At 61.4% G+C, this 13,980-nt stretch carries 10 protein-coding genes; 4 read left to right on the top strand and 6 right to left on the bottom strand.

Features of this window, described 5'->3' with window-relative positions:
- Window positions 1–612: 612 nt before the first annotated feature.
- Window positions 613–1,935 (top strand): hypothetical protein, encoded by a 1,323-nt coding sequence (locus tag ACFHWU_RS16970; protein ID WP_416591008.1) that lies wholly within the window; start codon window positions 613–615, stop codon window positions 1,933–1,935.
- A complete protein-coding gene (locus tag ACFHWU_RS16965) occupies window positions 1,932–2,807 on the top strand; it encodes a phosphotransferase family protein (protein ID WP_416591007.1) in 876 nt (291 codons plus the stop codon). Before ACFHWU_RS16970 ends, ACFHWU_RS16965 begins: the two co-directional genes overlap by 4 nt.
- A gap of 124 nt (window positions 2,808–2,931) precedes the next feature.
- Here ACFHWU_RS16965 and ACFHWU_RS16960 read toward each other — a convergent pair whose 3' ends face one another.
- Entirely contained in the window at window positions 2,932–4,500 is a 1,569-nt protein-coding gene (locus ACFHWU_RS16960; RefSeq protein ID WP_416591006.1) for an AIPR family protein, read from the bottom strand.
- 673 nt (window positions 4,501–5,173) lie between these two features.
- On the opposite strand from ACFHWU_RS16960, the gene ACFHWU_RS16955 reads away from it, so the two are divergent.
- Both ACFHWU_RS16955 and ACFHWU_RS16950 read left to right on the top strand, forming a co-directional pair.
- Window positions 5,174–6,505 carry a helix-turn-helix domain-containing protein gene (locus ACFHWU_RS16955; protein ID WP_416591005.1) on the top strand — a complete coding sequence of 444 codons (1,332 nt, stop codon included), beginning with the start codon at window positions 5,174–5,176 and terminating at the stop codon, window positions 6,503–6,505.
- 83 nt (window positions 6,506–6,588) lie between these two features.
- Entirely contained in the window at window positions 6,589–7,197 is a 609-nt protein-coding gene (locus tag ACFHWU_RS16950; RefSeq protein WP_416591004.1) for a 2'-5' RNA ligase family protein, read from the top strand.
- 91 nt (window positions 7,198–7,288) lie between these two features.
- Here ACFHWU_RS16950 and ACFHWU_RS16945 read toward each other — a convergent pair whose 3' ends face one another.
- The 5 genes from ACFHWU_RS16945 to ACFHWU_RS16925 all read right to left on the bottom strand — a co-directional run bounded on the left by ACFHWU_RS16945 (window position 7,289) and on the right by ACFHWU_RS16925 (window position 13,922).
- A complete protein-coding gene (locus ACFHWU_RS16945; protein ID WP_416591003.1) occupies window positions 7,289–8,539 on the bottom strand; it encodes a hypothetical protein in 1,251 nt (416 codons plus the stop codon).
- 74 nt (window positions 8,540–8,613) lie between these two features.
- Complete coding sequence (locus ACFHWU_RS16940; protein WP_416591002.1) at window positions 8,614–9,813, bottom strand: ATP-binding protein; 1,200 nt, start codon at window positions 9,811–9,813, stop codon at window positions 8,614–8,616.
- A 278-nt stretch (window positions 9,814–10,091) separates the two neighbouring features.
- Window positions 10,092–12,362 (bottom strand): hypothetical protein, encoded by a 2,271-nt coding sequence (locus ACFHWU_RS16935; protein ID WP_416591001.1) that lies wholly within the window; start codon window positions 12,360–12,362, stop codon window positions 10,092–10,094.
- A gap of 175 nt (window positions 12,363–12,537) precedes the next feature.
- Window positions 12,538–13,311: an abortive infection family protein gene (locus ACFHWU_RS16930; protein WP_416591000.1), complete on the bottom strand. Its 774-nt coding sequence runs from the start codon at window positions 13,309–13,311 to the stop codon at window positions 12,538–12,540.
- Between the two features lie 191 nt (window positions 13,312–13,502).
- Complete coding sequence (locus ACFHWU_RS16925; protein ID WP_416590999.1) at window positions 13,503–13,922, bottom strand: hypothetical protein; 420 nt, start codon at window positions 13,920–13,922, stop codon at window positions 13,503–13,505.
- Window positions 13,923–13,980: the final 58 nt, after the last annotated feature.

Genomic DNA, 13,980 nt, shown 5'->3' with positions numbered 1-13,980 from the left:
CGCCACCCCGGCGGGTCTCCCGCAAAGGCCGAGCTGGGGCACGATTTCGGCATGCCCGCACGTCAGTTCGAGCCGCACTACCGGCGCATCATGGCCGACATCCGGCAGCGCATCCTCCGGCACGACCGGGGCCTGGTCGTCGGGCAACCGGGGCGGCACGCACCGCTTCCAGCATCACAACCCCTTTCCGGGTACGTCCACTGTGTTGGCCGGTGGGCCTGGGCTTCTTCGCGGGGCCTGCCGCCGCCGGTCACGGGGGGCTTCCGGTGGCGGCAGGCCGCGTCGGGGTCCGGCAACGTCAGCGGTACGGCGCCTGTGCCGAACCCCGCACACACACCGTGGCCGATGACTGACCTGCTGCGGTAGGCGTCCCGCCCGGGACGGGGCGACGCTCCCGCGCTACTGGAAGGGATGCTTCCCGTTGCGGGAACCATCCCCTGCCTCCCCTCTTGACAATTCTCCGTTGACGTATTCCCTGGTGGGGTCACGAATTGCTCGACACAGATGGTTGAAGGCGGCATTCACCAAGTGGGATACTGTCCAAAATCGATTACCGCCACAGGCAGTTCGCGCCACCACGCATCAGATCGTGCGCCACACTTCGGGGGTGTCATGCAGAACCATCCGCTCACCGCAGCACGCGAACGCCTGGGCCTGACCCGCCGGCAACTCGCCGACGCCGTCAACAAGATCCTCTACCCCGATCCCGGACAAGCCGCCCACAGCGCCTTCACCGCCAACTACCTGGGCAAACTCGAAAACGGCAAGATCCGCTACCCCGCCGAGGACTACCGCACCGCCCTGCGCATCGTCCTCAACGCCGACACCGACGACGAACTCGGATTCCGCCGTCGGGATATCAGCATGCGAACGAAAGGCATGCTCGCCGTTCGATCAAATCGATACGAGTCCTCGGCAACAGGGCTGAGTCCCGCCGCCGCTGCTCCGTTGACGTCCGACGCCATCCCGTTGATGTCGTTGCTCGGCCCGCAGGTCGTTGACGAGTTGCCGCGTCAGGTCAGCCAGGAACACATCGCGCAGGTTCTTGAGGCAGCGGAGATCTTCGAGCAGTGGGACAACGCGCACGGTGGCGCGCTGGTCCGGGAGATCGCCGACGACAAGCTGCACCGCTTGTCCCGGCTGCTGGAGGTGAGCTGCCCGGCGCACCTGCGCCCCGCGCTACACAAGGCGCTGGCCCAGTTGGCAGGGGTCGTGGCGTTCATGCTTTTCGACGCCTACCACCACGAGGCGGCACGGCAACGGTTCACGTTCGCCCTGCGCTGCGCCAGCATCGGCGGCGACTGGCACCAGCGCGCGATGCTGCTGTCCAGCCTGGCCCGGCAGGCGGTGTGGTGCGGTCAGCCCGACGACGGGCTCACCCACATCGAAATGGCCCTGGTCCGCGCCGACTGGCTCACCGCCTCCGAGCGCGCCATGCTGCACACCGTACGAGCACGGGCACTCGCCAAACTCGGTCCGGGCAGAGCACAGGAGGCGCTGGCCGCCGTCGGCGCCGCCGACGAAGCCTTCGCGCACGCCGCACCAGCGGAGGACCCGCCGTGGATGTGCTTCTACGACGACGCCCAGCACCACGGCGACACCGCCCACGCGTTATTTGACGTCGCCCTGCACACCAGCCTCGTTACGGAGTCGGCCGACCGGTTCGCCTACTCAGTGGAGCACCATCTCCCGGCGTACCTGCGGTCCAGGGCGATCTCCCGCATCAAACTGGCGTCCCTCACGATGGTGCAAGGTGACCCGCTGGAGGCCGCGACGATCGGCAACCTGGCCCTCGACGACGCCGGGCCGGTCCGCTCGCTGCGCGCCGCCGACGACCTGCGGGAGCTGCACCGGATGGCCGGGCCGCACGGCAAGCTGACGGAAGTGCAGGAGCTGCGCGCCCGGATCCGGGAGACGGTCGGAGCCGTCGCATGACGGATCCGCAGGAAGCGCTGCTGCTCGCCTGCCAACAGGTCGGGGTCGACGCGACCGGCGCTGAGCTGATCCGGTCTGCGGAGAACGTCATCTACCGGCTGCCCGGCGGCGTCGTCGCTCGCGTCAGCCGCGACGGCCAGCTCGCCACCGCCGGCAAGGAAGTCCGGGTGTCCCGCTGGCTCAACGAATCCGGGACACCGGCGGTCCGCGCGATCGACGATTTCCCGCAACCAGTCGCGGTCGACGGGCGAGCCGTGACCTTCTGGCATGAGCTGCCGCCGCACCGGGAAGGCAGCATCGGCCAGCTAGCCCAGGTGCTGCACCAGCTTCACCGCCTGCGGCCCCCGGCCACCCTCGAACTGCCGCCGCTAGCACCGTTCGTACGCCTGGAGCAACGCATCGCCGAGGCGACCGTGTTCTCGGCCGATGACCGCGCCTGGCTGCTCGATCACCTGCACGGCTTGCAGGAGCGTTACCGCGAGCTTCCTCCTGGCCTCCCTCACGGTGCCGTGCACGGCGACGCCTGGGCCGGCAACATCGTCGACACCGACGCCGGACCCGTCGTGCTCGACCTCGAACGATTCGCCTTCGGCCCACCCGAGTGGGACCTGGTCTCCGTCGCCGTCGACCACCTGACCTTCAGCGCCGAGTACGCGCCGGGCTGGACCGAGTTCTGCCACCACTACGGCTACGACGTCACCGGCTGGCCGGGACTCTCGGTCCTCCGCGACGCCCGAGAGCTGCGCAAGGTGACCTTCGCGGCGCAACTCGCGCGAGACAACCCAGCCCTACGCGACCAGGCCCACTACCGCCTCGCCTGCATCCGTGGCGAACACGGCGACCGCCCGTGGGGCTGGCAACCCGTCCCATGATTCGTCTTCTCCGCGGCAGGAAGAGGCATACCCGGCCCGCGATCGGCTACCGTCGGCTCGGACAGGATGTCCGAGCCGACGAGCTCACTACCTACAGCTATTTAACGGGAGCGGCTGGGTATACCTACAGAAGCTTGGCTTGTGAGATCAGAGACGCTACGCGCTTTTGATTCTTGAAGACGTTTCCCGGGTACGCATTCGCCGGGAAAACCCCTACGATCGCCGCCACATAACCCCTGACCTCGACCCGTAAATTGGCGAGACTCAGGTCAAGATCGCTCGACGGCTCTTTTAGGAATTTGTCACCCAACTTGCGCATCACTACATGCGCGATAGGTCGTCTGCCATGAAGGGCAACCCCCGCTTCAATCCCATCCGACTCACGCTCCATTTCATCCAGGATGTCGTCAACCTCCGACACAATCCGGACTGCTTTACTCAGTCTAAGTGGATCAGTCTGATCATTGAACAAGGCTTTATATATGGAGGCATCAGAAAAGAGTCGAGATACTTCTCTCTTCGCGGTTATCGAATGCGCAAGGTTCGGTGAAGCACATGCCAGCGCTACTGCCGCCTGACGCAGTTCGATCACCTTTCCGAAATCCTTAGACTTCGGCACTTCGGCCGAACGCAGGATGTACTCATACCCCAACACCTGCAGTTCACGCACTAATCTATGCTGCTCGCGGTCAAGAAAGGCAAAGTCCTGGCTCGAAACCTCATTCTGAGTATTCGCATACCGCGTTATACGCCGACCCAACTCCTCCTCGTTCTTGGGCACTTCGATGCACCTCACAAGAACAAAGGCATTACCCAGGTTCGGTTCGGCCTCACTTCCCTTGACGGCTCCGAGCGTTGAGACCGTCTGCGCGCCGTTAACAATACTCGCTCTGGTGAGCTTGAAGTATCCGACGTCACGATTGAGCGCACCACCAGGCCCAATTGCGATCGACTCCGCAAGGATTGTAATCCCATTATTGTAGTATGCGAATTGTTGCGGCTCAGACTTGATGGTCTGCAATATACCTTCGTTGATATCCGACCGAGGAATAACGACGCGAATGTTCTCAGCAAACAGGTCCGATCCATGAGCTTGATACCAATTGGCGATCTCTGCTGCACTCACTCGGCCGTAGTAGATCTTATGCGGTTCCGACGCTCGGCCCCAGTCAAGCATCTGTAGTTCGAGGTCAATTGCTGCGCGCGTCTGGTCTGAGATCGAATTAAACAACATTGCCTGCGACAGGTGCAGGTGCGTCGCCAAAGGCTCGGTATCCTCGAGGTCGTTCAACTTACCCAGGAGTTCGACGATCGGGTCTTCGACAGCCGGCACAAGAGGATCGATCGCAGTCGACGCAGTAACTAGTCGAATTCGAGCACCTGGCTTTATAAGCAATTTTCGGAGTGCGGTCCTTGTATCCTCCGACGCATGCACCGGCTCACCCTCAGCCTTCATTCCCAAGAGCACTTGTACGCCTTGAAGGAATTTCAGGACATCTCCGAGAGCCATCGATCCAGTTCCGTCCTGTCGCCATTTCGACTGGACGAAAACGATGAGCTTCAAGTTCGGATCTACCCCAACGGCGTCGATTCCGCGATCATCAGTACCGTCAGTAATCTCAACTATGCGATTATTGTCGTCGTCGGACCCCAAAACCATATGAACGGCATGTACAGCCAGAAGTCGGGACATGTTGGCCACATCATTGAGATCGGGTTTCCAGTAACCCTTCTCGTAAAGTGATCGAACATGTGTCTCAATTTGACTAACGTGAAACCTACTCAAAGTTGCCTCCCTGACCCAGGGCTACTATCCGGCGCGGGTAGAGAGGTACCCTAGCCTAATAGGCGTGGTGACAAGCGCGCGGGCCGTAGCTGGAAGCTAATCACCGAGGCGCCGCCGCGACGATGGAACCACGTCCAGGCCGTGGACCCAGAGGCATCCGGAAGCCGTCTTCCAGGTAGATCGCGCCCGCTGGATCGCTGCGGCATGGCCCCTCGACATGGGTTCCGGGGGCGTCGCAACTTCCTGCCATCACTCGCTCGGCGGTGCACGGTGGCTGCGGGACCCGGTCATGAACTGCGGTCACTCCTGCGCCGTGTTTGAAGTGGAAGGACGCCAGCTTCCGGCGGCGGCCGGCGGCGCGCCCGCACTACTGGAAGGGATGCTTCCCGTTGCGGGAACCATCCCCTGCCTCCCCTCTTGACAATCCGTCGCTGACGTATTCCCTGGCAGGGAAAGGAATTGCCAGACGCAGATGGTTGAAGGCGGCATTCATCGGGTGGGATACTGTCCAAAATCGATTACCGACACGGGCAGTTCGCGCCACCACGCATCAGATCGTGCGCCACACTTCGGGGGTGTCATGCAGAACCATCCGCTCACCGCAGCACGCGAACGCCTGGGCCTGACCCGCCGGCAACTCGCCGACGCCGTCAACAAGATCCTCTACCCCGATCCCGGACAAGCCGCCCACAGCGCCTTCACCGCCAACTACCTGGGCAAACTCGAAAACGGCAAGATCCGCTACCCCGCCGAGGACTACCGCACCGCCCTCCGCATCGCCCTCAACGCCGACACCGACGACGAACTCGGATTCCGCAACCCCCGCACGGTAGCGCGGCAGGATACTGCTGTTGTCGGTTCCGAGAGCAGTGCCGTCTCCGACAACAGGAGGGTCGTACCCGCTACCCGGAGCGTAGGTATTGCCGGCGGGCTGGTCGAGCAGCCCTCGGTCATCCTGGCCCGGATCCGCGAGAACAACGACGCGAGCGTCAGCCATGCTCTGCTGGACACTCTGGATCTCTACGTTTCGGACGTCGTCGCACGCTACGAGGAGGAAGGACCGCTCACGCTGGCCGCCGACGTGGTGCGCCAGCGACGCTGGGTGCAGAGCCTCATCCCGCTGCGGATACAGCCCCGGTACAGCGCACGGTTGCTCGCCATCGCCGGGCAGCTCTCCGGGCTGCTCAGCTACATGTCGGTCAACCTCGGCCAGTTCAGCTCCGCGCGGGCCTACGGGATCGAGGCGTTCCAGCTCGCCGACTACGCGGACGACCGGGAACTCAAGGCATGGGTACGGGGCACGCAGAGCTTCGCCGAGTTCTACGACGGGCAGTACCGCAAGGCGCTCGCTTACGCCGTGGACGGCCGCCGGTTCGCCGGCCGTGGAGCGCAGGCGGTACGCCTCGCCGTCAACGGCGAGGCACGCGCGCACGCGAAGCTCGGCCAGACGCAGGAGGCAGAACAGGCGATCGGCACCGCGTACGCGGTGCTCTCGGACCTGTCACCTGAGCCTGGCATGAGTTCGTGTGTCTCGTTCGGCCTCTACAGCGAGGCGCGGGTGGCGTCGAACGCAGCGACGGCGTACCTGGCGCTGGGACGCACCGAGCAGGTTCTCGACCTGGCCGGCCGCGCCGTCACGATCGTCGACACGTCACCTTCCGTGTGGAGCCAGGCCCTGGTCCGGCTGGACCTGGCGACAGCGCTGGTAGGCGGGGACCGATCCGATGTCGAGCAGGCCGCCGACGTCGCCCGCCAAGCGATGCGAGCCTGCCAAGGCAACCAGATCGAGTCGATACGTCAGCGTACCCGCGACCTCGCCACCACGATTAGGGAGAAGTTCGACGATCCCTGCGCTGAGTCGTTCGTCGACGAGGTGCACACGTGGCTCGGCGAAGGCCGAGGAAACCGATGACTGCCCAGTCCGAAGCACCGGACCACGACCACGGACGCCCCTGGGCCGACCGGGAGTGGGCGCAGTTCCAACAGGTCCAACGGATGGTCAACCACTGGGACCGACCGGGGTGGACGCCGGGCCGGCGCTCCTACCACTGGCTTGTGATGCTGGGTCACGTCTCAGCCCTCACCGCCATGGCGACCCACTGTCAAGAGCAGCTGCGCGACCTACCCCACCTCGACCTGGTCCCGACGGCCAGCCTGCACATCACGATGCATCGACTCGCCTTCACCGACGAAGTCTCACCCGAGGTGGCCGCAGCAGTAGTCAACGACGTACGCAGACGCTGCGCCGACCTGCCCCCCATCCCGATCGAGATCGGGCCGCTCGCCGGATCGCCCGGGGCCGTCCGCTTCAGTGTCGGTCCCCCGGAACCCGTCAGCAGGCTCCGCGACCTGATCCGAGATTCCATCGCCGAGGTACGCGGCTCAGCAGCCCTACCCGGACGGGCAAGCAGGTTCGTCCCCCACGTCAGCATCGCTTACCACAACGCCGCCGCCGACGCGCAACCCCTCATCCAGCGAGTGGCCAGCCTTCGGAATCTCCGCCCGGTAACCACCGTCATCCAGGCCGTTGACCTGGTCAAGCTACGCCGCGAGGGCCACAAGTACATCGCCTCAAAGCACGCCGAAGTCTTGTTCCTAAGCTGATGGCCGGACATTCGTCCAGCGGGACCCGACTTCCAATAGCATCGGGAAATCAGCGCATAGGGCACAGCTGGTCAGGCCACACCAATGGCCCTTACCAGTAAATTGCCACAAACTCAACCTCCATCTTTCGGGTCGTGCGAACCGGCCTGATTGGTTGCCCCCCCGAATAAACGGATTCGACCAGGGAACCCGCCGAGATTTCCGATATCGTCGTCTCTCGGAGACGTCGGACATCCTCTCGGTCAGAATTTTCATCTATGGCGTTAACCACTAGATCGAATGCAGACCTACGCGAGTCTATGTCATCCATCTTGAATTTACCCGAGGCCTCGACAGCAACCGTCGCTAGCGCGACTCTGTCGATCTCAGTACCTTTAAGTGCTGCGACGCCTTCACCAAATCGCACAAAATGGCGCACAAGATCCAAGGATTGCGGACCTTCAGAGGGATCCTCGCGAGACGAAAGTTCCTCATCGAAACCATCAGGTAGCATTTCGATAAAACGGACGAGTTCGCCAGACAATCCACCAAGAACGTCTGCCAATTTTATCGGGTTCCAAGTGTCAAGAAGAGCAGATCGCTCCACTCGCATATATGCCGTGTATGCAAGGTCCCCGAAAAGGACACGCCTCAAATCCCTTGAGTACGATTGAAAGTCGGTAACACCCACAACCTCAAGAGGGTGGCTGTTTCTTTGAACCTCACCTTGGGAATTCAACACACGTCGATCAACGATGCATTCCTCTCCATCGATATACACGACGTTGAATCTGGTGCTGACACCCTGCACCGGAACGAGCCCAAACAGAAGTCTGTCGATAACCTCGACAATTGGAAGCACCTGGTTGTAGTCGCCATCCCCCAGACCGAAGAGTGATTCACGGCCCTTGACAATCTCAACAATAGAAGAAATCGCACTTACCAGGCGGTACGTCTTGTGTGCCTCAAGCTCGATTTCGAACTCAAGGACATCACCTCGCTTGATATCTCGCACCGGAAGGATTTGAGAGCACTTTCGAAGCCTTTTCTCATTCCTCAGAAGCTCCGCAAACGTCTCGATCGAGCCTTCACGCACCTGCCGTCGACCGACGGGCTCCCTCGCCAGGTGAATGTCGTCTATTCCACCTGTCCGCAAGTCACGAAACGTACTTTGGATGACCGATCGCCTGACTACCTCCTTTGAAGAGCTGTCGGTCCCACGAACCCGAGACTCAGTCCCGAGCTTAGCGCTGGCAAAGGAAATCCCAAGAGTCGACTTCCGTTCTACCTCAGTAGTCCTGTTTAGAGTGTCCTTCACCGACTCGGCTATTGATCCGTCGCGTGCGGCAACCAGGCTCGTCACGCTAACCTCATCAAGGTAGACAAACTCACGACGCTGTCGGCGCCAAGTGCGATCACGGTTTCGGTTGCGAAAAATCACTTGGTTTCACCTGCCGCGCGACGGGCTGAAACGCGCTGGACTCGCGGAATCGCCTCACGTACATCCTCAAGGCAGAGTGACCTCCGGCCATCGAGCACAGCCAAGATCGCTGCCTCCGTCCAGATTGCCGAGAGATCCGCCGCCGTCCAGCCTTTCGTTAACCCGGCAAGGGTCGTCATATCTGGACGTTCGGAGAAAACAAGTCGTCGCGATGAAGCCTCCAGGATCGATATTCTATTAGCATCGTCAGGCATCGAGAACTCCAATTTGTGGGCAATACGACCGGGACGCAGAAGAGCTTCATCAAGCGCACCCGGGAGATTGGTCGTTGCAATGACAATAACTTGTTGAAAGCTCAGAAATCCGTCTAGGAGGGACAGGAACTGGCCCACAAGCCGGTTGGTCGCCTCGTGGTTGCTCCCACCCCTCTGCGTATACAGGCTGTCAATTTCATCAAAAAAGAGGATGGCTGGTCGGTTCTCCCTGGCATGGTCAAATATGTCGCGAAGTCTCCGCTCACTTTGACCAACAAACTGATCCACAATGGCAGGACCACTGATATTGTAGAAAGTTGCAGCTGTAGAATTTGCCAATGCCTTGGCAAGGAAGGTCTTTCCAGTCCCTGCCGGCCCGGTAAAGAGGATCCCCTTGATAGGTTTCGCTCCGATTACCGTTAGAGGATCGTCGGGGTCGAGCGCTACGCGGACGAGGTCGTGCGCGCGACGAACAATTTCCGGGGAACCACCGAAGTCACTGAGAGTAATTTCACTATCCCCTGCCGGAACGATCAGATCGCCAACGTCAAAATCATCACGATTTAGACCAAGTCGGTCAATTGGATGTTCGGAAAGTACCTCCGCCGGATTACCGGCCTGGTCGATCCTGATCACTTGACCCTCAACGAATGGCTTGCCTTCATGCACGCCAAAGTGACGAAGCTGGCCATTAACGTCGATGACAGCACCCGATGAGTTGACCTTCTTTACTGTACCGACTTCAGAGGATGCACCCCATAGGTCATCATCGACCCGGTGCACCCGGCCATTATCTGGACACAAAAGAATGTCTCCAACAGACCATCCTTCCTCGTTCGACGAAGTGAAATAGCCAGATAGGCCGCCCATGAAATCGACCCAGATTTTTGAGGACTCGGGTTCAATTCTACGAATTCTAGCGATACGGCCAATGCTTTCCATTCATCAACTTCTTCCCGATAGGCTGTGAGCAAAGTACTGACACGCGGCCTTACGCTACAACCGCTCCTGCAGGAGACTCAACCGCCACACAGCTGAGTCCCGGGATTCGCGGGTATTCCGGTACGTGACGAGCGGCGTGTGTCGGGGAATCCCGTGCGCTGACGGAGAGCGCCTGCGCCCCTTCTTTGTTGCGCAGGCCAAGCGGGCCGCCGCCGCCATGCCTACCTATTCCGAAGCTGTTTACGATTTGCCGGAATTACTGTATCATTCCAGAAAAATCATGAGTGGTCGCGATTCAATAGCTCTTCGTCGACACGGTCCATCGGCATGGCTAGTTCGTCACGAGACAGCAGGTCAACGAATCGATTCTGCCGTGTCATCTGCACCTCCTCGTCTTGGGGACTCCAAGCGAACGGATCAGTATTGTGCATAAGAATCACTTGCTCTGCGTGAAGTTGGTCATCGGTGAGTAGCAGGCGAGGCCGGTCCGGAAGCGCTCGTGCGAACTGTACTAGTTCGGGACAGTCACGGGCCGGCTGCGTGACAGCGACGATATCGTACGGCGCCTGGAGCTTCTCTGACAATGTATCCAAGGACTCGGCCATCTTCTGGTCCACTCCTGCAGCGCGACGTTTGACCTCGACAGGTACAAGACTCCCGTCGGCGAACAGCAGGACGACATCGGCCTCGCCGATGTTGTTTCCGGCGTCGAAGAAGTTGACTCCCGGGTGCGCTCCCACGAGGGCATGTCCTTCGAAGAGGCTAACCAGCCATCGCAAGGCGAGCAGATGCCCCAAACTATCCGTTTCTAGGACACGCCGCAGGACCTCACCGATACGGTAGGTGAAATTCAGCGCGTCGGGCTTGTACGGCTGAGTGATCATGCGACCGCAACCGGGGCAGGCAATGGGTGGCGGGATCGATGCCATGGGTAGCCATGATTTTGCTCGACACTCGACGCATTCCACCGTTGCCCCGCGAACAAGCAGGTGGTGCCGCTCCGCCCACACGACCCAGTTGACGGCTGCTTGTCTCCTCCCGAATACCTTGGCAAACCTGTGGAATGGCAGTGCCCGCCCTTCACCCGAAGGGGCGATTACTGGATCATCACGACCCAGGTGAACTGCCGCCGCCTCGATTTCTTCCTCGGGAACAGCGAGTGCTCGTAGCTCTTTGTGGGCGCGCGTCCAGCGCTCTTTCCACCACGACATACCGCTACGTTCTGCAAGCTCGTAGAGTAGCTCGATCAACGGACGGTGTGTAAGGTACCGGATGCCCTCCACGCCTCCGATGACCCGAATCAATGTTTCCGCTGCTACGCCCGGCTCAGACGTTTCGATACGAAGTCCTCGACTTTGTGCGACCGCAGCGAGAGACGTCCAAGTAGACGGCCATCGAACCGTCACCGCTTCGAGGCGCCGAACCGGCGGCACATTCACCTGGGAGGATCCGGCCTGAAACCGATCGCCGAACTCGGCACCGCGCATCGTTGGATCGGCAGGAAGTAGGTGCCCACGTACGCTGACGTCGACGACAAGTTCTGGCTGGCGCCAGAAATTCTGAACGGGCCGTAGAAAATCGCGATCCGCATCGGAAACCACCACGAGTCGAGCCTGACCCTGCGACCAGTGCGCTACTCCGTTGCGTGACCTACCTGGCGGAGGCCCGAAGGTCAAGACGCTATCATAAGCGACTGCCGTCATACCTGCGCTGACCGCCAAGTCAGCGAGCTGTTCGGGCGCGAGTGACACACTTGTCACATAGCACCGCCCGCCGCCGAACCCGAAGGGGGTGGCTCTTCCTGGCTTCCGCAACTCCTGCAACGCCTGCTCAGTGGCTGCGGTTAGGGGCAGGCCAATAGGCAACACATGACGGTCTCCATGCGCTGCACGAAGGTTCCACAGCAAAGCGAGGTCGTCGATCGAGTCAGGGCTTACGATGACGATGATATTCGGACCAGCGGCGCGACGCAGGATGTTGAGCTCTGGTAACGGGCTCATCCCCCTTCCCAAATAGCTGATATCGGGTACCTGCCCTGCCGCCAGGCCGATATTGCTCACCATCCGTGGCGACATTGGTTGGTACTCTTCGAGCCGCCGCAGTAGGTCGTGGAGTGAGCCGACAGCCGACTGGCGTTCGACCGGCATTATCTGCTCAAACCGTATGCCGCCAGGCTCATGGGGACCCATAAGCGTTGAATCGGGTTCCTCTGGCAGGATCCCGAGGACGGCGGCATAGATCAGCTCCCAGGGGTCACCCACTTCCAACACAGGCACATGAACAGGACGCCATTGATCAAGTGGGGTGGTCCTGGCGATCATAAGGACCGGGAAATCCCACGGTGTGCCCCGCCTGACCCGGTACGGGAGCTGAACGTCCACCTCGTGCAGTCCGCCCACCAGGTCGATTTGCTCAACTTGGAGTAATTGGGCATACTTCGGGGGAAGGACGCCGCCGGCGACAGGCAGTATCGGTTGACCAGCGCCGCCCCACGTTTGGCACAGGCGGATGATCTCCTGGCGGAGTTGAGCGGGCCGTTCAGCGTCCACCGGACGTGCGGAGCGCTCCGGACGTAGTCTTGTCGTGATCTCCTGTGTACCGGTGAGCAGGTCTCTGTCGAGTAGGCCACGCATAGGAGTCGCATCATAGCGTCGGCTGATGCTGCGTCATCGAGCGCCCGGGTGGATACGCCCGGCACATGCGACAACCGTGGGGCACAGCTTCCTACGGAGTGTCCCCAGTCGCCGGCCTCCTCCAAGGTGCGTTCGGATCGGTAAGGGTGTCCAACAGGAGTTGGCACCATGTCCGTGCCGCCCCCACGGCTAGGTGCGCATGCCTAGCGTGCAGCCCCATCCTCGCGTCCGCCCGCCCGTGGCCGGTGCCCCAGCCCTCGTTGCGTAGTTCGTTTACACCGAGCGCGACCGTCATCAGCCCACCGAGCACCCGCTTGACCGACGAGCTGCCGTCAGGGCCGGCTGCTTGCTGCGGGTGAAGTCGCAGTTCACGTTGGGCGAGGTCAACCAAGGCGGGAAACTTGATTGTCTTCTCGTCAAAGGTAATCCCGATCTCTACGAGAACCGTCTTCGCTGTGGCTTCGATCAGTTCCTTCGCCGAACCAATAGCCTGTGCAGGGTCCTGCGGCAGGGCACGATCGATCCGTTCGAAGGAATCTAGAATAGCTGCCGGATCACGCAACCCCACCAGCGAACGAGGGAGGCTCAGTGGCAGAGGCGTTGGCAGCTTCAATCGACTGTCATTACCTAGCTTGAACCCATAACGTTCTAGAAAAGTTCGGGCCGCGTCCAACGCTTCATCCGTCAGCGCAGTCAACAGCGTCTCGTACACACGCAGGACGCGCTCGATCTGTACAGGATCCGTCCAATCGACGTTGTCTTCGTACTCGCGCCAGAGCCCACGGCGGACACCTTGTTCATCATTCGGGTCGCCAGACGGAACGAACCCCTCGTCCTGCCACATGTTCGCGATCTCGCGATGCACGGACCATCCGGAGGCAAGATCACGGAAGTAGCGTCGGACTGGACCTGGGACGAGCGGACGAACACCCACGGACGGGAATCCTATCGGAATCTGAACCCGCACGGTCAACGCGATATCGCCATGCGTCTCAAATCGGTAGTAGCCCGTGAGTCAGCTTCCGGCAACAGCATTCGAACGTGGTTGGTACGAACTCATGGTCCTGCCGGAGCAGACCAGTGCGTCAGGGGTAGGCGCCACAACTGGAAGGTGGGGCCGTCGGCGGGCAGGGTCAGGGTGCCGTCGGCGGCCGGGCGTAGCGGTGGTGCGCCGCCGTACAGGTTGACCAGTGCCGGAGCAGCAGCGTCCGGCGGGGCCACCAGACCGGACAACCGCACCGGGGCACCCGACGCCCGCCGGGCCAACGCCAACACCGACCCGGACGGCGACTCCCGCAGATAGACCAGGGCGTCGTCATCGGCGTACACCCAACGCAGGCCGCCGTGCCGCAGCTCCGGCACCTCCCGACGCAACACCACCAACGCCCGATACACCCCGAACGTCGCCCCGTCCCACGAGCCCGGCCGATCCCACGGCATCGGCGTCCGCGAACCCTCCCCGTTGTCGCCCCGCAACCCCAACTCATCCCCGGCAAGAGGGCACGCGTCCACTGCGCAGCATTGTTCTGCCGAG

Origin of the sequence: Micromonospora sp. LOL_015 (genome assembly GCF_048060275.1) — a bacterium.
In the GTDB taxonomy this organism is placed as follows: domain Bacteria; phylum Actinomycetota; class Actinomycetes; order Mycobacteriales; family Micromonosporaceae; genus Micromonospora_E.
The sequence above is the reverse complement of the archived record's forward strand: the minus strand, read 5'-3'. Positions and strand labels throughout refer to the sequence as shown.